The organism is Trichocoleus sp. FACHB-90 (genome assembly GCF_014695505.1).
Taxonomy (GTDB): Bacteria; Cyanobacteriota; Cyanobacteriia; order Cyanobacteriales; family FACHB-T130; genus Funiculus; species Funiculus sociatus.
This window is the reverse complement of the sequence record NZ_JACJOK010000047.1, coordinates 1-24,142: the sequence shown is the minus strand read 5'-3', so window position 1 is coordinate 24,142 and position 24,142 is coordinate 1. Positions and strand designations below refer to the sequence as shown.

Here is a 24,142-nt window from a genome sequence, read left to right as displayed (position 1 = left end):
GGTACTCGCTCGTGCCAAAACAGTGGTTGACAAAGTGCAAGTTTACGATGGCAGCATTCAAAGATATTTGTCACAGGGCAACCTGAAAGAAGCACTCAAAATTGGCTTGGAAGCGTTAAAGCTCTTGGGAATAGATTTAATAGAAAATCCAAGTCAGGCAGATATTCAAAAGGAATTGGAGTCAACGGCGGCACTACTCGCTGAACGAGAAATTGAAGACTTGATTAACTTACCAGAGATGACTGCACTAGAACCGCTGGCAGCTATGTCAATCCTATCAAATATGGGATCTGCTGCATTTATAATGTTACCAGCCCTTTGGATACTGATTACTTGCAAAACAATAAATTTATTAATCAACTACGGTAATGCTATCTGGTCATCACTGTATTATGCCTGCTATGGGTTTGTTCTATGTGGAGTTGTTCAAGACATTGAATTCGGTTATGAGTTTGGCAAATTGGCTCTCAGTTTGGCAGAACGGTTGAATGCCAAAAATGGAAACTCGAAAACATTAATGTTTTCGAGTTTCCATATCCTGCACTGGAAGATGCATCTTAGGAAGATAATACCCATGATGGCTGATGTGTATCGAAATGGAGTGGAAACTGGAGACTTTGAATCTGCTGGTTATGCTGCATATGGCGTGTGCCGTAACTCATTTTTTGCTGGAGAGGAACTTACCCAGCTAGAACAAAAAACAGCAACCTACAGCAAAGCGATCAACCAAATCAGACGGGAAAGCCCCTCGAATTGGCTGGCAATATTACGGCAGACCATTCTTAATTTGCTAGATAGGTCTGAGAATCCCAGCCGCTTAGTTGGTCGGGTGTGTAATGAAGAGGAGGCATTACCACACGCCCTTGCAGTTAAAGATGGAACTGCAATTCAAATGCTATACCTGCACAAAGTTATATTGCCTTATTTATTTGAAGAATATCATCAAGCTATACAGACTGCTATTTTGGCAAGGCAACATTTTGAAGAGGTGACAGCAATAACGGTTTTACCTGTATTCTGTTTCTATCATTCTCTGGCGCTTTTGAGCCTATCGCTCGATGTTTCAAACTCTGAAAAAGCAGCTTGGCTAAACTCTGTTAACATCAACCAAGAAAAGATGCAGAAATGGGCAGAACACGCCCCAATGAATTATCTACATAAATTTTATCTAGTCGAGGCAGAGAAAGCGCGAGTCTTAGGGCAATTTCTTGAGGCTGAAGAGTTTTATGAACGGGCGATCGCAGGTGCTGCTGAAAATGAGTATATCCAGGAAGAAGCATTAGCTTATGAATTAGCGGCTAAACACTATCTAGCGCGAGGTCGAGAAAAAATTGCTCAAACCTACATGAAAGAGGCGCACTATTGCTACGATCGCTGGGGCGCAACCGCTAAAGTCAAAGATATAGAAAGTCGCTATCCACAGTTCTTTTCTCAGTCGTCTAGAGCCGCTTCCACATCAATTCCTATTACTGCTGAAACTATCACTCATCCCTTCCATACTGCTTTCGATTTAGCAGCAGTGATGAAAGCTGCACAGGCGATTTCTCGTGAAATTGAACTGAAGCAACTGCTGCGATCACTGATGCAAATTTTAATTGAGAATGCTGGTGCACAAACCGGATATCTGATTTTAGAAAACTCAGGAGAATGGTCGATTGAAGCGGCTTGTGAACTCAATGCCGATGAGAATGCTTGTGCGACTCAGGTATTACAGTCTATTCCAATTGCCGGTCAATTGCCAGAATCAATCATTCAATATGTGATTCGGACTCTGAAGCCTGTTGCCTTAAATGATGCGACTCGTGAAGGTGCTTTTATTAATGAGCCATACATTCAACAGAACCAGCCTCAATCTATTTTCTGTTTGCCGCTGCTGAATCAAGCCAAGCTGGTCGGTGTATTGTATTTAGAAAATCGGTTAGCAACTGGAGTATTTACACCAGAGCGATCGCAGGTCTTGCAGCTATTATCGACTCAAGCAGCGATCGCCATCGAAAATGCCAACCTTTACTCAGAACTGCAGGCTAAGGAAAGCAAGATCACCCAGTTCCTCGAAGCGATTCCGGTGGGAATTGCGATCGTGGATGCGGCGGGTCGCCCTTACTATACCAACCAATGCGGCAATCAACTCAGGGGCAAAGAAACTGATACTTCCATAGCACCGGAGCAGATCTCAGAGGCTTATCAGCTTTATGTAGCGGGAACGGATCAAATCTATCCAGCGGAGAGCTTGCCTGCTGTGCGGGCATTAAGGGGCGAACGCATCAGAACTGAAGATATAGAAATTCGTCGAGATCATGTCTCCATTCTAATTGAGGCACGGGGAACACCAGTTTTTGATCAACAGGGCAATATCACTTATGCGATCGCTACTTTTCAGGACATTACAGAGCGCAAACAAGCCGAGAAACTCCTAGCCGACTACAACTGCACTTTAGAGCAACAGGTCGCAGAACGAACTGCTGCGTTACGACAAAGTGAAGCCAATTACCGCAACCTGCTACAAACCGCGAATTCCGTCATCATTTGCTATGACACGCAAGGACGAATTCGATACATCAACGATTATGGGGTGAAACTCCTGGGCTATGAAGAACATCAGATTGTAGGGCGAACCTTATTTGAAACCATCATTCCAGACATCGAAACCTCTGGACGCGATGTCAAACCATTTGTTCACGATTTACTTCGTAATCCTCAATTGTACCCGCAAGGCGAGAGTGAAAACCTGTGCCGAGACGGTCGGCGAGTTTGGATGGCCTGGTCGAATCAAGCCATCTTCAATGACCAGGGAGAGGTCGTTGAAATCTTATCGGTGGGCAACGACACCACCCAGCGTAAGCAAGCAGAAGAGGCATTACAACGCAGTGAAGCCAAGTTCCGAACTATTTTTGAAAACTCGCAGGTTGGCCTCTACCGAACCCGCCTCTCGGATGGATTAATTCTCGATGCCAATCAACGCTTTGCCGATCTGTTTGGCTTTGATTCACCAGAGGAGATGATTGGGCTGGAGCACACTACAGGCTACTATGTCAATCCCAACGTTCGCCAACAAGCCATTGAGATGATGAAGCGGGATGGGGAAGTGCGAAGCTATGAATTCCAGATGCGAAAACGAGATGGTACAGTGTTTTGGGTACTTTCCTCTTGTTATTTGAATACAGCCGATGACTACATCGAAGGGGTGATTGCAGATATTAGCGATCGCAAACAGGCAGAAGCCGCGCTGCAAGCCTCTGAAGCAGAACTGCGAGCGCTCTTCTCAGCCATTCCCGATCCGCTGTGTGTTTACAATGCTGAAGGGCAAGTGATCGACGCAATCCCAGGAAATCCATCCTATGGAGAGGAGTATATAAAGGAATATATTGGTAAAACACTGCATCAACTCTATGCGAAGGAACAAGCTGATGAATTCCTGAATTATATTCAGCAGGTGGTGAAAACCCAACAAGTACTCACCGTTGAATACACTGAATGCCAGTGGATAGCTGGACGAGAAGTCTGGTTTTCGGCTCGCATTGCCCCGATTCGGCACGAACAGGTGATTTGGTTGGCGCGAGACATTACGCTGCAAAAGCAAGCAGAAGAAGCCTCAATTTTAGAGGAGCGCAACCGCATGGCGCGTGAAATTCATGACACACTCGCTCAGTCGTTTACAGGCATTCTGGCTCAGGTAGGAGCCGCAAAACAGGTGCTATCGGATGATGTAGAAGCAACTGGGGCACACCTAGACCTGATCAAAGAATTGGCGCGAACTGGACTGGTTGAAGCACGGCGATCGGTCGTCGCGCTCCGTCCTCAGCTTTTGGAGGAGGGCAGTTTACAGAGTGCTCTACATCGTCTCATCGCTCAAATCAGAACTGCCGCAATGGATACCACTTTGTATTATGAGATTGAGGGTGCAGTATATTCTCTCCCGACTGAAGTCGAGAATAACTTACTACGGATGGGGCAGGAAGCATTAACCAATGCGATTAAACATGCCAATGCTGACGAAATTCGAGTTGAGCTAGCCTACGATCGCGATCAGGTTTGCTTGCGCGTGCAAGACAATGGACAGGGCTTTGGAGTTGGGAGTATTCCATCCTCTGATGGTTTTGGCTTACTCGGTATGAGCGAACGGGCGGAGCGCATCGGCGCACAGCTCACGATTAGAAGTCAACCTGGACAGGGAACAGAGATTATTGTCACCGTCAATCGGAAGTAGCATCACGATGAGCCAAGCCACGACTATTCGGGTTTTGATTGCGGACGATCATGCCATTTTTCGGCAAGGATTAGCCACGATTATTAACCGTGACCCAGATATGCAGGTGATTGCCCAAGCCGAAAATGGGGAACAGGCGATCACTCTATTTAGGGAACATCAACCGGATATCACGCTGATGGATCTCCGCATGCCTGAAGTAGAAGGAGTTGCGGCCATCGGTGCAATTTGTGCGACAGCTAAGTCTGCTCGGATTATTGTACTGACCACGTATGATAGCGACGAAGATATCTATCGAGGATTGCAGGCAGGCGCAAAAGGATACCTGTTGAAAGAAACTGAACCTGACGAGCTTCTGAATGCCATTCGCACCGTTCATCGGGGTCAGAAGTATATTCCGCCAGATGTGGGAGCAAAGTTGGTACAACGCCTCAGCAATCCAGAACTGAGTGAACGAGAACTGGCAGTCCTCCGCTCACTGGCTCAGGGGATGAGTAATGCTGATATTGCGACTGCTTTGAGCATTGGTGAAGGCACGGTTAAATCTCATGTTAATCGGATTTTGAATAAGTTAGATGTGAGCGATCGCACCCAGGCTGTGGTTGTTGCCGTTAAGCGCGGCATTGTTAGTTTATAGGGTTGTACTTTCGATCGAATTGGGATTCTAACTTAAGTTATAACCAGCCTTCTACTTCGCGATGGAATGGTTACTCTATCAGTTTGTACTGTAAAAAATTTAACTCACTGTAGACGACGGCTCAAAGGCGATCTCCTATATTGAACTTATTCCGAAAGAAGCTGAGTACTAGAACTGGACACGCCCCAGATAGCTAGGAAAAAATGACATTGACTGAATTTGAATAAAAAAGGAAACAAACCCATGAGCAACACCATCGACACAATGATCGATCCCAACGACGCCGTGCTGCTGCTGATTGATCATCAGAGCGGACTCTTCCAACTTGTGCGTGACATCGAACTCCCAGTCCTCCGCTCCAATGTTATGGCACTCGCCAAGATCTCGCGACTCGCCAAGATTCCGACCTTCACGACTGCTTCGGTACCCGATGGTCCCAATGGTCCCCTGATTCCCGAAATCCACCAGCACAATCCTGAGGCGGTTTACATTCCGCGCACAGGACAGATTAACGCTTGGGATAACCCAGCTTGGGTAAATGCTATCGAGAAAACCGGGCGAAAGACTCTCCTCATCGCCGGAACTCTCACCAGCACCTGCATGGCGTTTCCAGCGCTGAGCGCACTGGCTGCCGGCTATAAGGTTTTCACAATCATTGACGCTTCCGGCAACTGGAGCCAGATGGCGACCGACCTCACTCTGGCCCGCCTCGTCCAGGCGGGAGCCATGCCCATCGACACTTACGCAGTAATGAGCGAACTCATGAACACGTGGAACCGTCCGGACGCAATGGAGTTTGCCGCTGTTGCGGTTGACCACATCGTGCCGCCTTACCGCGCCCTAATGGAGAGCTATGACAAAGCTCAATCCGTGCAACGAGATGGACGAGAGACCAAGCTCGATCGGCAAATGGCACCTGTGTAAAAGCACCTAATTGCAACGCGCACACACAAAATAAAAAAAGTGAAGGCGAGGAGTTGGTTATCAGTTCCTCGCCTCGCATTTCCGATAAGAGTGTCCGTAACGCCCCAACAAGCAGGCTAATCGGCATTGTCAGTTTGTAGGGTGTACTTTCGATCAAGTTCGGATTCTAACTTAAGTTAGAGCCTACCTTCTATCTTAAGAAGGAGCGGCTGCTCCATCAAATTACATCTTAAAAATGTTAACTCACTGTAGACGACAATTAAAAGCCAATTGCTTATATTGAATTCATGTGGATTGAGCAAGTGAATCACAAGGTTCCATGCTTGATACAGATATAGAAAGATGATCGACGACCATAGTTCCAGTTCTTTAGTTGTGCCAGCTTCAACCCAAGATCACAGTCAAGGTGTGCTAAGTGCCGCCGTGGTATTAGTGATGTATGGGGATTATCAATGTTCTAGAAGTGCAGCCGTTTACAAGCTGATTAAAATCATTCGGCAAGAGCTTACGGTTTCTTTTGGAGAGGATTATTTATGTTTTATCTTCCGCTTAGATATTCGGAAATGCATTGATCTATGCTGAAAAATACAATTTTCAAGACATTTGTTACTGCCACAGTAAGTAGTGCGGCTTTTTTGTGTGTAAGTGTTAATAATGCTTATGCTGCTTCTTTCAACTCTATTTCTCGTATTTATGCTTTTGGTGATAGCTATTCAGATAATGGGGCAGCACTTCGGATTACAACAGCAGCAGTTAACTCTGGGGTGCCTGGAGCATTTATATTCCCCCAAGTAGATGTATATGACTCTGATGGTCGATGGACAAATAATCCCGGCTTAACATCAGTTGAGGTACTAGCAAAACAAAAAAATTTACAATTAACAGATTATGCTGTGGGTGGTGCAAAAAGCGGTAATGGCAATTTAAGTACTTGGCTTGATAAATATCAAAATACTGGTTTATTCGGTCAAATCGAAGAATATAAAGCAGAAGTTAATCGTGTGCCAGATTCTAAGGGATTATACTTCATTTTTATATCTACAAATGACTTATTAGAAAGGTTTTTTAATAATCAGACTGGTTCGGTCGATGTATTAGCTGATGCTGCTGTTAACAATATTGTTTCTGGAATATCACAACTTGCAGTGCTAGGTGCAGAACAGTTTTTTGTTGTAAATTCTACAGATTTAGCTGCATTACCACTTTTTGAGCAATACTCAGAAGAGGCAGCTAAGTTTAGAGATGTTATCAATAAAAGTCTTCCCGGTCAACTCGATACCCTGAATAAGCAATTAGGTGTCGAAGTTGCACTGTATGACCATGTTGCAATTAGCAACAAAATTCGCTCTACCCCAGCGACATTTGGTTTTACCAATATAAATGATGCCTGCAAACTTTTATACACCACTGGGGGGTTAGAGCCTGCTTGTTCAACACCTAATAATTATTATTACTTCGACGAGATTCATCCTACTCGTCGTGTACATCAAATCATTGGTGAAGATATGGCCAATTTCTTAGATATACAGAAAACACCAACTGTTCCTGAACCATCAAATGTTGTAGCTTTGATAGCTTGTATAGGTATAATAAGTTTACTACGGCGTAAAGTTCATAGTAGCTAAGGGTATCACCGTGCCAAAATAGGTTTCATTGTACGCGCTTGTCCCAAACTTATAGCGGTTCTCAGTTGGGTGCAATATAGTAACAGTTGTGCGTGAACCATCCAATGATGTCTTTTTTAGTTACAGCATCTAAGGCATTTGTAATGGCCTCATCTAGGTATTGAGCCGAGATACAAGTAAAAAACAGCAATATGGTCTGAAAAGCCCTGCTGTATATAAGTTTGAGCGTTTTTAAGCGAAAGTAGGATTTTGCCTGAAGATACTTGCAGTCTGAGGGTCAATATTGCTTTTCGCCAACCCAAGAGTTTAATAAATACTCTGTGGTAGAAGGCTAATATTTTGGGCTATAATCCTTTGCCTGTAATAGTTACAGACAATCCATTGCGAAGGATACTCAAAGTCCTTGCTGTAAAACCTGTAAATAAAATTAATAAATACTCCAGTTTTTGTAGCGATACATACCCAAGATTTACGTTATCCTGCCGATTTTACTTAAAAATGGCTGAACCCTATATATACAGGACTTACGCAACTGGCTCACGCGAGCGCCATTTAATAGTACGGATGTATTATTTATTACAGTGAACCGCCAAAGAGGTTCCTACTCAAATTAGTAATAGTAATTGATAGCGTCAGGATGTCTTTAACATTTTATGAGAAAATTAGGAGCGTCGGGCATCAAAATCAGAAGAGAATGATGAAATTTACTAAACTTAACTATTGCCAATACTTGCTGAGTAGTCAAATTAATTATACTCTTACTAATTTGGCAGACCATTTGGAACAGATTAGTCATGATAAAATCAATCGCTATCTTAAGAATGAAAAGCTAACGCCACGTTTACTTTGGGATAATGTCAAAGATATCATAGAAATAAATGATAACGCTTATCTAGTTTTTGATGATACAGTAATTGATAAACGATATGCTACAGAAATAGAAACAAGCAAACGGAAGTACAGCGGGAACGAACATGGTGTAATTCAAGGAATTGGGCTAACAAATTGTATATATGTCAATTATGAGCTTGGAAAGTTTTGGGTAGTTGACTATCGTATTTATGACCCGGATAGAGATGGAAAAACAAAGATAGACCATGTGATGGAGATGCTGCAAAGCCTTATATACCATAAACATTTACCATTTAGAGCCGTCTTAATGGATAGTTGGTATGCCACCAATAAATTGATGTTATATATTGATGATTTAGGTAAATATTATTATTGCCCTCTCAAACGTAATCGACTTGTTGATGACACGGGCAAGGAAAAAGATTATCAGAAAATTGAGTTATTATCTTGGGATAAAGAGGAGTTAGAATCAGGTAAAATAGTTAAAATAAAAAAGTTTTCAGGGGCAAAGAAAGTGAAACTATTCCGGGTGACTGTCTCTACCGGCAGAACGGATTTTATCGCTACAAACGATTTATCTCAAGACTCGACGGACGTTATACAGAAAGTGTGTAAGGTGCGTTGGAAGGTTGAGGAGTTTCATAGAGAGTTAAAGCAATTGACAGGTATTGAATCATGCCAATGTCGCAAAGGACGGATTCAAAGAAACCACATTGCCTGTGCTATTTTAGTCTGGCTTAGGCTTAAAAATTTAGCTTATCAAAGTGGACAAACAATTTACCTTCTTAAGCATGGATTGTTGTCAAATTATTTAGTTCAACAACTAAAACGTCCGGACATTCCCATGTTGATCGTTTAGTTTTTGGGTACTTGGCGAGAGTGCAAGCGCCATTGCTTGTGACAGTTGCGTAAGTCCTGATTCCAATGGACGTAGGTGCCAGGCTGGCGGAGCGGATGAACAGCCCGGACCTTAGTAAACGCGAGAGCGAAGTCTTACACCTAATGACGGCTGGCAGGAGTAATCTGGAAATTGGTGAAGTTCTAAGTATTAGGGAAGGCACTGTTAAGTCTCACGTCAACAATATTCTGAGCAAGTTGAACGTCAGTGATCGCACACAGGCTGTTATTGCCGCACTGAAGCGGGGAATTGTCAGGCTGCCGTAGCGGATAGGACTCCATTGTTACTAAAAAAACATCACGATTTTAGAAGAAAGCTAGTAGTCAATCTAAATTTATAGAAGGCATCCTTACTCTTCCTAGCTGAAACAAACTACAATCTGCAAAAGCTTAAAACAAGCCTTTTGACCAAACCTTTCGGAATCGCTTCCAAGCCTACACAGCAAGGTGATAGTTATGATTTCCCTGCCTCAGGTTGCCGTCACAGCCAAAATCTACGAAAGTACTAATTCGTTGGTTTATCGAGGGATACGACAAAGTGATCGCACACCTGTCATCCTTAAGGTACTCAAAGAAGATTATCCTACCCCAGCCGAACTCACCCGCTATAAGCAGGAATATGAAATTACGCGCTCGCTTAACATAGATGGGGTCGTAAAGGCTTACAGTCAACAAGATTATCAGCGATCACTGGTGATGCTCTTGGAGGATTTTGGCGGGGAGTCCTTAGCCAAATGGATGCAGACATCACCCCAAGCCTATTGTCCTGTTCCTTTACCTGAATTCTTGCGCCTCGCGATCGCGATTACAGAAATTTTGGGCAGGATTCATGCTGTCAACATTATCCACAAAGACATTAACCCAGGCAATATTGTTCTCAATCCCAATACTGGGATTGTCAAACTTATCGACTTTGGCATTTCCACCCAATTAACCCGCACTAACCCGACATTTAAGAATCCCAATGTTTTAGAAGGCACCTTAGCCTACATGTCGCCCGAGCAAACCGGCAGGATGAACCGAACCCTGGATTATCGCACGGACTTTTACTCGCTGGGTGTCACCTTCTACGAACTGCTCACAGGGCAATTGCCTTTTCCGACAACGGATATTCTGGAACTGGTGCATTGTCATATTGCTAAACAGCCTATTCCACCGCATGAGGTGAATGCAGACATACCAATAGCTGTTTCAGACATCGTCCTGAAGTTGATGGCAAAGAATGCCGAACAGCGCTATCAGAGTGCCTGGGGACTCAAAGCTGATTTGAATGAATGTTTACGACACTTAGAAACAACGGGTGAGATTGCCACATTTGGATTGGGTAATCAAGACATCTCTGACAAGTTTCAGATCCCGCAAAAACTGTATGGACGAGAAGCGGAAGTTGAGACGTTACTAACTGCATTTGAGCGAATAGCTACAGGGGAGACAAAGCAAGCAGAATTGATGTTGGTTGCAGGCTATTCCGGTATCGGCAAGTCAGCACTAGTCCAAGAAATTTATAAACCCATTACTGAAAAACGGGGCTATTTCCTGACTGGTAAATTTGACCAGTTGCAGGGCAATATTCCCTACTCTGCTGTCGTCAGGGCCTTTACAGGATTAGTGCGGCAACTCTTGAGCGAACCGGAAGACCAGCTCGAACAATGGCGGAACAAACTCCTAACAGCGTTGGGAACGAACGGACAGATTATTATCAATATCATACCGGAAGTAGAACTGATTATTGGTAAGCAGCCACCCGTAGAAGAAGTTGGAGCAACTGAAGCTCAGAATCGTTTTAATCGAGTTTTTCAAAAGTTCATCAGGGTGTTCTGTTCACCAAAACATCCCTTAGTTATCTTTCTCGACGATCTTCAGTGGGCAGACTCGGCAACGCTCAAGTTAATCGACTTGATGATGACGGATGCAGATACGCAATGTTTGTTTCTGGTTGGTGCGTATCGAGATAATGAAGTTAACTCAGTGCATCCGTTAATGATGGCACTTAAGCAGTTAAGAAAAACCGGAGCAATCGTTAATCAGATTGTGCTAGCACCTTTAGGGCTAGAGGTGAGCGCACAACTAGTTGCTGACACATTACTCAGTGAAATCAGTACAGTCAAACCCTTGACAGAATTAGTGCTACAGAAAACAGACGGAAATCCTTTTTTTGTTAAGGAGTTTCTCAAAACACTGTACGTCGAAAACTTACTGACTTTTGATTTAGAGCATCTAAGCTGGCATTGGGATATCCCTCAGATTGAGGACAAAAATATCACTGAGAATGTGGTGGAGTTAATGGTTGGTAACTTGAATAAACTTCCCCATGCCACGCAGCAAATTTTAAAGCTTGCCGCTTGTATTGGTGCTAATTTTGACTTAAATACTCTTTCTATTATTAGTGAAAAACTACAGGGGGAAGTTTTTCCAGAGCTAGTGACAGCGGTGCAGTCTGGCTTGATATTAACCACATCGGACTTGGATGAACAGCTATTAGTCCAGGATTATAAATTCCTCCATGACCGAGTGCAGCAAGCTGCTTATGCATTGATTGATGAGTCGCGCCAACAAGTTGTTCATCTACAAATTGGTCGCAATTTACTGAGAAATACTTCTCCCGATGGACTATCAGAGAGGCTGTTCGAGATCGTGGATCATCTGAATCATGGGATTGAGCTGATCACTGCTCAACCCGAACGAGATGAAATTGCTCAATTAAATTTGATCGCAGGTCAGAAAGCCAAAGCAGCGAGCGCCTATAGTATGGCGAAAAAATATTTAGCCACGGGCAGAGCCTGCTTGGCATCTTCTAGCTGGGAAACGAACTATGGCCTGACCTTAGAGTTATACACAGAAACAGCAGAAGTTGCGTACTTGTGTGGTGAGTTTGAGCAAGTAGAATACTGGGTCACAGTTGTTCTACAAGAAGCTAAGACAGTTCTCGACAGCGTCAAAGTCTACGAAGTCAAAATTCAATCTGATATCGCGCAGAATCAGCCATTGAAGGCGATCGATATTGGATTGCAAGTTTTGCCGCAACTAGGGATTAGTTTTCCCGAAAAACCAAGTCAGTCGGACATTCATCTCGAACTAGACAGCATCACATCTCGCTTCCGTGAGAAGCCGATTTCTGACTTGAGCAATTTGCCCCAAATGACCGAGCCAGAGAAGTTGGCGGCGATGCCAATTCTATCAAGGATAACCATTGCTGCCTATCATGCTGCTCCCGCTCTAGTGCCAATACTTGCATCTAAACAGGTCAACTTATCCATCCAGTATGGCAATGCGTCTGCGTCTCCCTTTGCCTATGCCAATTTTGGTGGGCTCATTCTTTGCGGGATGGTCGGAAACATAGAGTCGGGTTACCAGTTTGGACAGGTGGCTCTCAGGCTGTTGTCCAAGCAGAATACCCATTCACTTAGAGCTAGGACATTAGCGATCGTAAATTTTCTCATCATCCACTGGAAAGAACATGCTAGAGAATCACTGGAGGCATTACTCGAAGCCTATCAAATTGGGCTGGAAACTGGGGATTTAGAGTTTGCCGCCTATGGTGCTTACACTTACTGCTTCCAATCCTTTGTGGTTGGAAAGGAACTCGTGGAGCTTGAACGCGAGATGAGAACATACAGTGAAGCAATCCGTCAACTCAAACAGAAAGCAATACTCACCTTTACTCAAATATTTCAGCAGTCTGTCTTAAATCTGATGGGATGCTCGGTCAATCCAACCCGTCTAATTGGCGAATTCTACAATGAGGAGAATGGATTGCCAAAACACGAAGCAGCTAATGATGCAACCGCATTCTTTAGTGTCTATTTCCACAAACTTTTCCTCTGCTATTTATTTTCTGAGTATGCCCAGGCAGTTGAAAACTCGGCCCTAGTGGAAAGTCTTTTGTTCCAAGCAACAGCGACACCCTTTGCTCCTCTGTACTACCTCTATAACTCTCTGGCAAGACTCGCAACCTATCCCGGAAGCAGCACTCAAACACAGGAAGAAATCCTCAAAAACGTTGCCCTTAGCCAGGAGAAAATGAAACAATGGGCGCATAATGCACCAATGAATCATTTGCATAAATATCATTTGGTGCAAGCAGAGAAAGCGCGAGTTTTGGGTCACTGGTTTGAAGCGGAAGAGTGCTACGAACAAGCAATTGTTGGTGCTAAAGACAATGACTATCTTCAAGAAGAAGCATTAGCCTATGAATTAGCTGCAAAATTTTACCTATCTCGTGGTAGGGAAAAGATTGCCCAAACCTACATGAAAGAAGCTCACTATTGCTATGAGCGGTGGGGAGCGACTGCAAAGGTCAAAGATTTAGAAACCAAATACCCGCAGTTACTGGCTCAATCTCCGACAGTGGCTCGCACGACTGCCACGCGCACAACCAATCCTAGAACGACTACTGGTAATAGTTCGGGAGAAGCCTTGGATTTAGCAACGGTAATGAAAGCTTCCCAAGCGATTTCTGGTGAAATTGTGCTAGAGCAGTTACTCAGTTCCTTAATACAGATACTAATTGAGAATGCTGGAGCGCAAACAGGTTGTTTGATTTTGCACAAAGACGGCGAATGGGTGATTGAAGCATCCGGTGAGGTGGATTCTTCAGTAAATGTAGATGCCTATACCACCAGAGTTTTGCAGTCAATTCCGATTGACAACTATCTTCCTGTAGCAATCATTAACTATGTCGTCCGCACCAAAGAAAGTTTAGTCTTGAATGATGCCACCCTTGAAGGCAGCTTTACTGATGAGCCTTATATTAAAGAGCATCAAACCAAATCTATCTTGTGTGCGCCACTGCTCAATCAAGGCAAACTGGTCGGGCTTTTTTACTTGGAAAATAATCTAACGGCTGGAGCCTTTACACCAGAGCGATTGGAAGTCTTGAATTTGTTATCTTCACAAGCCGCTATTTCAATCGAAAATGCTAACCTCTATACCCAGTTAGGGGAATACAGCCGCTCGTTGGAACAAAAGGTGTCTCACCGTACAGCCGAACTTGCCGAAGCCACTCGACAAGCCCAGGCAGCAAACCAAGCTAAAAGTACTTTCCTGGCAAACATGAGCCACGAACTGCGGACTCCTCTCAATGCTATTCTGGGCTTTTCTCAATTAATCAGTCGATCACAAAGTCTGCCCTCGGAACACCAAGACAACCTGGGTATTATCACCCGCAGTGGAGAACACCTGCTCACCCTGATTAACCAAGTCTTAGATTTATCCAAAATCGAGGCAGGACGCACGACAATCAACGAAACATCCTTTGATATCTATCGCCTCCTAGACGATTTGGAAGATATGTTCCAACTCAAAGCTAAGGATAAAGGGTTGCACATGCTGTTTGAGCGGACTCCAGACGTACCCCAATTTGTACGCACTGATGAAGTCAAGTTGCGTCAAGTATTAATTAATCTGCTCAATAATGCGATTAAGTTTACCTGTGAAGGGGGCGTATCAGTAAGGGTAAGGTCAGTAATCGGTAATGGGGAAGATAGCTCCAATTACCAATTACCAATTACCAATTACCAATTGCAGTTTGAAGTCGAAGATAGCGGAGCTGGCATTGCCCCTGAAGAGCTAGATAGCTTGTTTGAAGCCTTCATGCAAACAAGAACCGGTCAACAATCTTCCGAAGGGACGGGTTTAGGGTTGCCTATAGCGCGATCGTTTGTGCAACTGATGGGAGGTGAAATGACGGTTAGCTCCCAAGTCGGGCATGGTAGCCTTTTCAAATTTGACATTACTGTTAGTGTAGTTGAAACGGCTCAGAGCAACAGCCAACAACCAACCCGCCGAGTCATTGCCCTCGGACCCAACCAACCAACCTATCGCATTCTGATTGTGGACGATCGCTGGGACAATCGACAACTGCTAATCAGGCAGCTTTCCCCTCTTGGTTTTGAACTACTTGAAGCGACTAACGGTCAACAGGCGATTGAACTTTGGGAAAACTGTTCGCCGCACATCATCTTAATGGATATGCGGATGCCTGTGATGGATGGCTATGAAGCAACCAAACGAATTAAAGCCACAACCAAAGGTCAAGCTACAGCAATAGTTGCCGTCACGGCTAGTAGCTTCGAGGAACAGCGAGCAATTATCCTTTCTACGGGTTGTGATGATTTTATCCGCAAACCCTTTAGAGAAGCAGACATCTTTGATGCCCTGCACAAACATCTCGGAGTGAGCTTCGTCTACGATGAATCCGTCGCCTTACCCACTTCAACCCAAACCGATACGGATGCTCTAACTCCCGATGCCATAGCGGCCTTGCCTACCGATCTAGTGGCTAATCTCTACCAAGCCACAATCGATGGTGATAAAGATTTAATGTTGACTCTCATCGACCAAATCCGCTCCTCAAATAAACCCCTAGCCAATGCCCTCGCTGCATTGGTTAACAATTTCCGGTACAAGCAGTTATTAACGCTAACACAATCTGCCGTCGATTTAAAATGACTAATCCTCAAAATTCTTCCCATAAAGGGAATATTTTAATCGTTGATGATAACCCTGCAAATTTGGAGCTTTTAAGCGGAATTTTGTCCGAGCAAGGGTATAAAGTGCGCCTCATACCAGACGGTCAACTGGCTCTGATGTCTGTCCAGTCAACTCGACCTGACCTGATTTTGCTAGACATTCTGATGCCTGAGATGGATGGCTATCAAGTTTGCCAAGAGCTAAAAGCAGATGAACGAACCAAAGATATTCCGGTTATTTTTGTCACTGCTTTGAATGAAGTGTTCGATAAAGTGAAAGCATTTTCTCTAGGCGGGGTAGACTACATTACAAAACCCTTTGAATTCCTAGAAGTGTTGGCTCGTATCGAAAATCAATTGCGAATTAGTCGGCTCTCTAAGCAACTTTTAGAACAAAATGCAAGGCTCACTGAGCAGAAGGAACTCCTGCAAACAATCTTTGACCATATTCCTGTAATGGTGACTCTTTATGATGCTAACGGACGGATTCAATTGGTCAATCTGGAGTCAGAACATGTATCGGGATGGTCTCATGCAGAACTGGAAAACATCGATTTGCTGACAGAATGCTTTCCTGACCCAGAGTATCGGCAGGGGGTTTTGGAACATATGTTTGCCGCTACTGGGAAATGGCAAGACTTCAAAGCCAGGATTCGCGATGGGAGTTCTCTGGATACATCTTGGGCAAATATTCGGCTTTCTAATGGTATGAGTATTGGTATTGGACAGGACATCAGTGAACGGGTTGCTGCTGCGCTACGCGATCGCAAACAGGCACTAGAAGCATCTTTGCTAGAAGAACGCAACCGCATGGCGCAAGAAATTCACGACACCCTAGCGCAAGCCTTCACAGGTATCATTGTTCACTTGGGAGCCGCCTCACGCATAATTACGGTAGATCCGGCGGCAGCACAAGAACATATAAAGGTGGGGCGCGATTTAGCTCGCTCTGGACTCACCGAAGCCCGTCGCTCAGTGAAAGCACTGCGCCCGAAGTTGTTGGAGGATGGTGACTTATGCAGCGCTCTTGGTCACCTGTCATCACAGATGTTTTCCCATTCCAGTACCCATACTATCTGCGAAGTGTTGGGTAAGGCATATCCCCTGCCTCAAGATGTAGAAAATAATGTATTCCGAATTGGACAAGAAGCGTTGACCAATGCCTTTAAGTACGCCAGAGCTAGTGAAATCCGAATTCAACTGGTGTATGAGAAAACGCAGTTTATTTTGCGAATCAAAGACAATGGGCAGGGGTTTGAAATCGACAGTTTTTCTGTCGAAAACGGTTTCGGTTTAATGGGAATGACAGAACGTGCCGATCGCATCGGCGCAAAGCTAACAATCCAAAGTCAGCCCGGACGAGGAACGGAAGTTGTCGTATCGCTCGACAGGGAGTAGGGGAAGGTGAATCAGTCAAATATCATTCGCGTCTTGGTTGCCGACGATCATTCCGTCGTAGCGCAGGGGTTGGTAGCGTTGCTCGAATGCGAGGCAGATATTACTGTTGTCGGACAAGCCTGTGATGGGTGCCAAGCCGTGGAACTGTTTCGCCAACATCAGCCCGATATAATGTTAATGGATTTGCGGATGCCGCAGATGGATGGTGTTGCTGCTATTACTGCTATCTGCACTGAATTTGACGATGCTCGGATTATCGTGCTGACCACCTACGATAGTGATGAAAATATTGGCGTTGCTGATCATAGGGATGAATCGGCGGCTGGAGTTCCTGATTTTTCATCTTTAATCAGAAGAAATCATTCCGTCATTCAGCAACGCCGAAACAGCAGTAACCCACCTTGATCGCTATTGATGTTATCGGAAAACGGACTTAGCGATTACTCTGGGGGAACTTGCTTCGCAAACCATAGACATTGCCTTACAAGTCGGTTTCTCCAGTCAAAACCATCTGACGCAACAGTTCAAGTGCCTCACTGGAATGACCTCCAAGCAGGTTCGCTAATCCCATAAGAATCTGATAGAAGTTGAGCGTTGACAATCATTAAACTCAAGTTAGATCAGACAAGAATCCAAACAGAGGTAAATGTCGAGTCAACGCCTTCGTTCGCATTGAATCCAACCCATTACATTTATTCAAAAGGTGAAACCATGAAACTTCAATATCGCGGTGTTAGCTACGAATACAATCCCCCAGAAGTTGAAACCACCTTAGGTGAAGTCGGTGGGAAGTATCGGGGATTAGATTGGAGATTCCGCAATTTGAAAAAGCCACCAGTGCTGCAACCAACGGTTAACCTGAAGTATCGCGGCGTTTACTATCAAACTGGCACAACGCCAACCCCTAACAGCACTCAGCCGACAAAAACTCCGGCTTTCTCTACTCAACAGAAGGCGCGAGCGCTAATGCACAATCAGAAGCGGACGCTCAAAAATCGTCAGCAATCCATGCGGTACCGTGCTGCGGCAGAACTTGGGTTGGCAACTCACCCTGCCTGGTAATTGTCAAATAACAAATTATTTGTCGTTAATAACACATTAGTGTCGTTAATCCAAAAACCTTTCAAATCTTTTACGATAGGGGCTTTGGGCTAAGTAACATTTTGGTAGGAATCCCTCAGCGATCGATAAATTGTTTTAACTTCAGCTTTTCTTTATCCAGATATCTCTAGGGTTTGGTAGTGATAGAAGCGCCCAACGACAACATTTTGTTAAGACGACAAATAATATGTTATCTGACATCTGTTCAGTTTCTGTTACTTTGGTGAGAGAATAAGGTCGAAGCCTTCGTGCAAGGTTTCGCACGCACCAACTCAATACTTGACTTATGAATATTACTGGGTTGGGTAAAAGTGACAAAAGCTCGATAAGAACAACGCCAGTTTGTGATGGGAAACCTAAGAAATTGGTAGCTGATGCTATCTAATTTCTCTTCAACTTTGTACCCTTCTACTACACTCAAAACTATGCTGAAAAATTTCACAAAGGCAGCGGTGGGAGCCGCCTTGATTACTTTCTCCGTCGGAGAAGTAGTACAGGCAGCCACCTTTGAGGTTTTGGCTAGTGGTCTTGATGGTCCACGAGGGCTTAGCTTTGGTCCTGACGGTGCTCTCTACGTTACAGAGGCAGGTAGAGGAGGAACAGGAGCCTGCATTCCCTCACCTAGTCTGCCTGACGCGAATCTATGTTACGGTGCCACTAGTGCCGTGACGCGCATTGAGAACGGAATAACGGAGCGTGTAGTTACGGGTCTTCCGTCCTTAGCGTTACCCGATGGGAGTGATGCCTCGGGTGCACATGACATCGCCTTTGATTCGACCGGAAGGGCTTATGTCGTTGTTGGTTTGGCTGGTAACCCAAACGACCGTGATAATTTACTGGGTATTGCTGACTTCGGACAGCTCATTAGCATTGATGACTTGAACGGAGGGGCTGCGTGGACACAGGTGGCTGATCTGGCGGCGTATGAGGGTTTAAATAATCCTGATGGTGGGGATATTATTAGCAACCCCTATGCTCTCCTAATTCAGGGTGACACGGCTTTTGTCGTTGATGCAAGTGCCAACGCCCTTCTCGGTGTGGGAATCGATGGGAGTGAGCTGGCGGTGCAATCTGTGTTTGATACGCGCCCCGTGACTAATCCCTTCGGCGGTCCGGATATTCCAATGCAATCCGTACCGACATCGATCGCAATGGGTCCTGATGGTGCCTATTATGTAGGCGAACTCACAGGGTTTCCTTTTCCCGAAGATGCAGCGCGTGTCTTACGAATTGAGGGTGAGCAACCAGTGGTCTACGCTGATGAGTTCACAAACATAATTGACCTAGCTTTCGATCCTGAAGGCAGTCTGTATGTCTTAGAATACGCCGCTAATTCAATCTTGTCTGGAGACCCAACGGGTGAGCTGAGCCGTGTTGCTCCTGATGGGACTCGCACAACTATCGCTAGTGAGGGATTAATATCTCCTACCGGTCTAGCATTGGGTCCTGATGGTGGTATTTATATCTCAAACAACGGCTTCCTTGCAGGACAAGGTCAGATCATTCGTATTGACCCGAATGACGAACCGACATCGGTTCCCGAGCCGACTTCTATATTAGGTTTATTAACCTTGGGTGCTTTCGGTACGGTTTTACAACTGTTCCACTTCCAGAAATTAAGTAAGTGGATAGGGAAAAAGGTTTAATGTAGGTTGCCTCAACCTGCCCGATAGAATGTTTGACAAATGAAACGGGTTCTGGCAACAGTGCTATCTCGTTGGCAGTTGGTACAGCCGTTTTTGTGGGTGGGGTTCAGGCAGACATCCCCCTACCCTACTCAAAAATTATGCTAGAAGAACTGAACATCCGAGGTTCGTTCATGTATCCAAGGCATGTGCCCGGTGAACTCTACAGGATGAGCGCGGCTGGAATTCTCGATCTTACACCGATCCAAACGCATACGTTTTCACTCGACAACGTTAATGAAGCATTTGCTCTTGGCTAAACCTAAATAAAGTAGGAGGTTATTGTGCAGTTTCTAGTCATTGCCAGGGTATTTGAGGGAGTCTCGACGGAACAGGTTTTCCCATTAGTGAAGCCTGAAGTTGCACAAGCTTGGGAGTATTACGCGGCTGACTTAGTTCGCACAATACACTACATTGCCGATCAAAGCGGTGCGGTGCTGCTTTTTGAAGCGGACAGTCTTGAGATAGTCAATGAGGCAGTTGCCCAGTTCCCAATGGTAAAAGCGGGTTTTTTGAAAGTTGAGGTGCTTCCCCTCAAGCCCTATGTTGGAATCGCCGAGCTATTTAGCGCTCAGGGCTAGCAGGAATCAGGAGTGGCATACTTGCAGCCACACAATCTGCTTATCCCTGGTTGGCTGATGTTTCTTTTGACCGCACATTTCCGATCTCCCTTCAGGAACGAGGCAGAAAAGCAATTCGAGCCATTGTTGGGTTAGAGGAGGCAATCGCCGCTCAAAGTGTGTTCTGTCAGGGGACGATTATTTATGGGAAAAAGGGCAAATCCCGACGAGTTCCCCGGAAAAATCCGATTCTCACAATTGACCGCAATCGCCTCGTGACGGTTCTGTTGAAGCAATTAACCGAAACCTCTAGTCCGAATCAGGTTAAGGTACATTTCAACTGTGAATGTACGGCTATCGATGTCACGGCTAAAACCGTGACCTTGAAACCTTCAGAAGAAGATAGCTTTACCGTTCACTACGATTTACTGGTAGGGGCTGATGGGGCGCGATCGCACATTCGAGAGTATTTAGTCGAGAATGCAGGCTTGCCGTGTTCCCAAAACTATGTTCCGGATGCCTATAAATCTGTGTTTTTAAGTCGGCTCAATCCAAGTGTTGGGGTGGAGTTAGAACCGAATAAAATCCATGCCTGGAATTTGAATCAGGAGTTACGCAGTTGAGAAAAAAGGGAAGGTGCGGTAGAACCAAAGGATGAACCCACCCAAGGTCAACGAGTACGATTACATCAACTTTCTGATTGCGACGCACAAGGCATATAGCTGCACTGAAGCCGAACGAGTACAACCGGAGTCTGCTAATGCCGCGGCTCATGACGCAATTACCCGATTGTTGCATCGAATGGAACCATCAACTGAGCAGTTGTGGCAAGAAGCACGGTCGCAGGTATGGTTGAACCAGGGAGTTTTAGTGGTGGATGATTCGACCTTGGACAAGTGGTATGCCGAGAAGATAGAGTTGGTGACTCGGCACTGGTCGGGCAAGCATGGACGAGTGGTGCAAGGGATCAACCTGATTACATTGCTATGGAGCGAGGGAGCCCGTCACATTCCATTGGACTATCGGTTCTACGAGAAGAGCGTAGATGGGTCCAGCAAAAACGACCACTTTCGCTCGATGCTTGAAGTGGCAAAGGAACGAGGGTTTACGCCTGAGTGCGTGGTGTTCGATAGCTGGTACAGCAGCCTAGACAACCTCAAGCGGATTCGCGACTATGGCTGGATTTGGTTGACCCGACTCAAGCGCAATCGGCACGTCAATCCTGACAATACCGGCAATCGACCCCTGCACGAGGTCGCCATTGCTGCAACTGGCACAATTGTTCACCTCAAAGGCTATGGCTTCGTCAAAGTCTTCAAGATTGTCGCCCCAAACGGTAACATTGATTATTGGGCGACCAACGGCCTCAATCTGGGTGAACTTCAACGCCTGCAATTTGCCGAGGAAAGGCTGGGCAATCGAGGAGTACCACCGAGGACTCAAACAATGCTGTGGAGCCGAACCAGCGCAGGTTCGCTCCAGCCGTGCCCAGCGCAATCATATCGGTTTAGCGATTCGTGCCTTCCTACGCCTGGAACTACATCTGTGGATGACGGGCATCAGTTGGTACGAAGCTAAATTGGCGATCGTCCGGAGTGCGATTCGTTCCTATCTAGCGGCTCCTCGCTTTGTTCTCAATCCAACTGCGTAATCCCTGACTTTATCTTTTCGGCTTCTAAGGCTTCAACAATTGTTGATTCGGGCAATAACTCCCTGGTATGGTAGCCCCACACTGTTAGTAAATTTGCGCTTGAGAATTTCTACTGGTTTGGGCATAGTAGAGGCACTGATAATTCCATCTCCTGGACGGTGAATTACTCAATCCCAGCCTGGGAGACTTTTTTACCATGTTTGGGTTCAGCGCGATCGCCTCTTAAGTCAGTGCCATTCAACTTAAGTTTGATATGAACCTGTACTTAAGTTTGATATGAACCTGTACCTTGGATCAATCAATTATTGATCGTTGTGTTGCTTAAAATATAAACCTAGCATTGACGACAAATTTGAGTGAGTCCTCTAAATTACTAATGGGAGCAGGTTATAGTTAAAAATTTTTGGCAGGTGTCCTATACCAAAGCCTTTGCCACAAACTGTTAACTCTTTACCACTCTTATTTGTAAAGTCATACAAACGATTTTGTAAAGTCATACAAACGATTAAAGAGTTGAAAAACAGGGTTTTACAGTGCTTCTCGCACGACAAATGCTCTTTGATTCAGAGGTTTAGAATGAGCCACGATATTCCTGCTAACGCACCTGGCGATCGCCATCAATTAGTTGTACCCCCCTCTGAACAAGACCATCGGCAAGGCTCACTGGATGCCAGAGTTGTGCTCGTTGAGTATGGGGATTATCAATGTCCTCAATGTGCAGAACTTTATGCCTTGATTAAAACAGTTCAAGAACGGCTCAATGCCACCTTTTTTGAGGAGAACTTTCTAGGCTTTGTGTTCCGACACTTCCCTCAACCTCAAATCCATCCTCAAGCTCAAAAGGCAGCAGAAGCAGCAGAAGCAGCGGGGGCACAGGGGCAGTTTTGGCAGATGTCCGAAATCTTACTGGAGCATCAGCAAGATTTGAGAGACTGCAATCTGGTGGAGTACGCTAACAATTTAGGACTTGATGTTACCCAGTTTCTTCGAGACATTGCCAGGAGAGTGCATGTCGGACACATCAATGAAGACATTGAAACTGGGATTCGTAGTGGAGTAACCAGCACACCAGCCTTATTCATTAATGGTGTTCGATACACAAACGCTTTAGAACTTGAACCATTACTCGCTGCGATTCTTGAATCGGGAAATCTTTCATAACAAGTAAATTTCATCAATAAACTAGCAATTGCTCTTAAGGAGAGGATAACAAATGACTAACGTTGCACTGAAAATGCCATTGCCATCCTCTGTGTATATTCAGAACCCCAAAGCTGATTGCACCCCTCGCCAACTGAAATCTGATCGTGCACAACACAAGCCTCAAAATTCTATCCCGCCTCGTAGTCGCATACGCGGAGTTATCTTAACAGTGCAGGGATGGAATAAACTCCAAATTGCAAAGTCTAGGGCAGAGTTTCAAGAGAATGCTGGCGAGCGCTTCACCTTAGAAAAATTGAGTGAACGCACACAATTGTCATTAAATACCATCTCCAGAGTATTGGGACGCTTAGAACCTGTAGACCGATGTTCACTTTTTACAATCTTTCAGTCTTTTAGCTTGGAATTGAATAAAAGCGACTACTCTCGCCCAAACTCACCATTGAAGGGACTAGATACCCGACAGAAGCATCCAAACCAAGACTGGGGTGAAGCCGTGGACGTGTCCCTGTTCTGCGGGCGTGAAACAGAACTGACAACACTACGGCATTGGGTATTGGAAGAAAAGTGTCGGATGGTTGCCCTGCTAGGAATGGGGGGAATTGGCAAGAGTACTTTAGCCGTCAAACTTGCAATGCAAGTTGAGCAAGAGTTTGAAATTGTCGTGTGGCGATCGCTGCAAAATGCACCCTCACTAGAAGAGCTACTGGAGAGTATTTTGCCATTTCTGCTGCACACACAGGGAGATGACTCAATGCTGCCTGCTAGCTTAGATCGGAAAATAGCCAAATTCATGGACTGCTTGCGCTCCTCAGGGTGTTTACTGATTCTGGATAACATGGAGACGATTCTCGCCAGTGGGGCGTTGCTGAATCAAGGTATGAGTCATGGAGGAACAGGAACATCCCAGAATTTAAGATAGTGAAGTAGCAACCGAACTGAGTGCTTCAGCATTTCTACCGACTTTGAATAGC

16 protein-coding genes and 4 pseudogenes are annotated in these 24,142 nt (G+C 45.1%); 19 read left to right on the top strand and 1 reads right to left on the bottom strand.

All coding sequences use genetic code 11. The annotated features are described in order from the left end of the window. Nucleotides 1-1,144 precede the first annotated feature (1,144 nt). The 19 genes and pseudogenes from H6F74_RS30025 (at nt 1,145) to H6F74_RS13455 (ending at nt 24,090) form a co-directional block, all read left to right on the top strand. On the top strand, nt 1,145-4,207 hold the full coding sequence (locus H6F74_RS30025; RefSeq protein WP_347269518.1) for a PAS domain S-box protein: 3,063 nt from the start codon (nt 1,145-1,147) through the stop codon (nt 4,205-4,207). A gap of 7 nt (nt 4,208-4,214) precedes the next feature. Next, nucleotides 4,215-4,844 carry a response regulator transcription factor gene (locus H6F74_RS13535; RefSeq protein ID WP_190441847.1) on the top strand — a complete coding sequence of 210 codons (630 nt, stop codon included), beginning with the start codon at nt 4,215-4,217 and terminating at the stop codon, nt 4,842-4,844. Between the two features lie 243 nt (nt 4,845-5,087). Further along, entirely contained in the window at nt 5,088-5,768 is a 681-nt protein-coding gene (locus tag H6F74_RS13530) for an isochorismatase family protein (protein WP_190441845.1), read from the top strand. 342 nt (nt 5,769-6,110) lie between these two features. Next, nucleotides 6,111-6,314: pseudogene (locus H6F74_RS31035) on the top strand (disulfide bond formation protein DsbA); the annotation flags it as partial. 29 nt (nt 6,315-6,343) lie between these two features. Then, nucleotides 6,344-7,393, top strand: a complete 1,050-nt coding sequence (locus H6F74_RS13525; protein WP_190441843.1) for an SGNH/GDSL hydrolase family protein — start codon at nt 6,344-6,346, stop codon at nt 7,391-7,393. Between the two features lie 697 nt (nt 7,394-8,090). Then, nucleotides 8,091-9,104, top strand: a complete 1,014-nt coding sequence (locus H6F74_RS13520) for a transposase (protein WP_190441851.1) — start codon at nt 8,091-8,093, stop codon at nt 9,102-9,104. A 59-nt stretch (nt 9,105-9,163) separates the two neighbouring features. Beyond that, nucleotides 9,164-9,409: pseudogene (locus tag H6F74_RS13515) on the top strand (response regulator transcription factor); the annotation flags it as partial. A 189-nt stretch (nt 9,410-9,598) separates the two neighbouring features. Next, complete coding sequence (locus H6F74_RS13510; protein ID WP_190441839.1) at nt 9,599-15,592, top strand: hybrid sensor histidine kinase/response regulator; 5,994 nt, start codon at nt 9,599-9,601, stop codon at nt 15,590-15,592. Then, nucleotides 15,589-17,010, top strand: coding sequence for a response regulator (locus H6F74_RS13505; RefSeq protein WP_190441837.1), 1,422 nt, complete (start codon nt 15,589-15,591; stop codon nt 17,008-17,010). Before H6F74_RS13510 ends, H6F74_RS13505 begins: the two co-directional genes overlap by 4 nt. Before the next feature lie 6 nt (nt 17,011-17,016). Continuing rightward, nucleotides 17,017-17,415 carry a response regulator gene (locus tag H6F74_RS13500; RefSeq protein WP_190441834.1) on the top strand — a complete coding sequence of 133 codons (399 nt, stop codon included), beginning with the start codon at nt 17,017-17,019 and terminating at the stop codon, nt 17,413-17,415. A 34-nt stretch (nt 17,416-17,449) separates the two neighbouring features. Next, the gene (locus tag H6F74_RS31030) at nt 17,450-17,575 is read left to right on the top strand and encodes an AraC family transcriptional regulator (protein WP_347269517.1); all 126 of its coding nucleotides are present in this window, start codon (nt 17,450-17,452) and stop codon (nt 17,573-17,575) included. A 146-nt stretch (nt 17,576-17,721) separates the two neighbouring features. Further along, nucleotides 17,722-18,072, top strand: coding sequence for a DUF4278 domain-containing protein (locus H6F74_RS13490; RefSeq protein WP_190441832.1), 351 nt, complete (start codon nt 17,722-17,724; stop codon nt 18,070-18,072). Nucleotides 18,073-18,485: 413 nt separating this feature from the next. Continuing rightward, nucleotides 18,486-19,757 (top strand): ScyD/ScyE family protein, encoded by a 1,272-nt coding sequence (locus tag H6F74_RS13485; RefSeq protein ID WP_347269516.1) that lies wholly within the window; start codon nt 18,486-18,488, stop codon nt 19,755-19,757. 32 nt (nt 19,758-19,789) lie between these two features. Beyond that, nucleotides 19,790-20,056 (top strand): hypothetical protein, encoded by a 267-nt coding sequence (locus H6F74_RS13480; RefSeq protein WP_190441829.1) that lies wholly within the window; start codon nt 19,790-19,792, stop codon nt 20,054-20,056. Nucleotides 20,057-20,080: 24 nt separating this feature from the next. Beyond that, nucleotides 20,081-20,377: a muconolactone Delta-isomerase family protein gene (locus H6F74_RS13475; protein WP_190441827.1), complete on the top strand. Its 297-nt coding sequence runs from the start codon at nt 20,081-20,083 to the stop codon at nt 20,375-20,377. Nucleotides 20,378-20,427: 50 nt separating this feature from the next. Further along, complete coding sequence (locus H6F74_RS13470) at nt 20,428-20,979, top strand: hypothetical protein (protein ID WP_190441825.1); 552 nt, start codon at nt 20,428-20,430, stop codon at nt 20,977-20,979. Between the two features lie 31 nt (nt 20,980-21,010). Then, a pseudogene (locus H6F74_RS13465) lies at nt 21,011-22,007 on the top strand (transposase). A gap of 576 nt (nt 22,008-22,583) precedes the next feature. Beyond that, complete coding sequence (locus H6F74_RS13460; RefSeq protein WP_190441824.1) at nt 22,584-23,168, top strand: DsbA family protein; 585 nt, start codon at nt 22,584-22,586, stop codon at nt 23,166-23,168. Between the two features lie 52 nt (nt 23,169-23,220). After that, a complete protein-coding gene (locus tag H6F74_RS13455) occupies nt 23,221-24,090 on the top strand; it encodes an NB-ARC domain-containing protein (RefSeq protein ID WP_190441821.1) in 870 nt (289 codons plus the stop codon). Here H6F74_RS13455 and H6F74_RS13450 read toward each other — a convergent pair. After that, nucleotides 24,054-24,142 (bottom strand): annotated as a pseudogene (locus H6F74_RS13450) (IS1 family transposase); the annotation flags it as partial. The gene H6F74_RS13455 and the pseudogene H6F74_RS13450 sit on opposite strands and share 37 nt — an antisense overlap.

Bases quoted from the DNA above. Each gene is read 5' to 3' on its own strand.
- H6F74_RS13490 (WP_190441832.1), top strand. From the start codon at position 17,722: ATGAAACTTCAATATCGCGGTGTTAGCTACGAATACAATCCCCCAGAA.
- H6F74_RS13485 (WP_347269516.1), top strand. From the start codon at position 18,486: ATGCTATCTAATTTCTCTTCAACTTTGTACCCTTCTACTACACTCAAA.
- H6F74_RS13530 (WP_190441845.1), top strand. From the start codon at position 5,088: ATGAGCAACACCATCGACACAATGATCGATCCCAACGACGCCGTGCTG.
- H6F74_RS13510 (WP_190441839.1), top strand. From the start codon at position 9,599: ATGATTTCCCTGCCTCAGGTTGCCGTCACAGCCAAAATCTACGAAAGT.
- H6F74_RS30025 (WP_347269518.1), top strand. From the start codon at position 1,145: ATGAATTATCTACATAAATTTTATCTAGTCGAGGCAGAGAAAGCGCGA.
- H6F74_RS13455 (WP_190441821.1), top strand. From the start codon at position 23,221: ATGACTAACGTTGCACTGAAAATGCCATTGCCATCCTCTGTGTATATT.
- H6F74_RS13460 (WP_190441824.1), top strand. From the start codon at position 22,584: ATGAGCCACGATATTCCTGCTAACGCACCTGGCGATCGCCATCAATTA.
- H6F74_RS13535 (WP_190441847.1), top strand. From the start codon at position 4,215: ATGAGCCAAGCCACGACTATTCGGGTTTTGATTGCGGACGATCATGCC.
- H6F74_RS13505 (WP_190441837.1), top strand. From the start codon at position 15,589: ATGACTAATCCTCAAAATTCTTCCCATAAAGGGAATATTTTAATCGTT.
- H6F74_RS13520 (WP_190441851.1), top strand. From the start codon at position 8,091: ATGAAATTTACTAAACTTAACTATTGCCAATACTTGCTGAGTAGTCAA.
- H6F74_RS13525 (WP_190441843.1), top strand. From the start codon at position 6,344: ATGCTGAAAAATACAATTTTCAAGACATTTGTTACTGCCACAGTAAGT.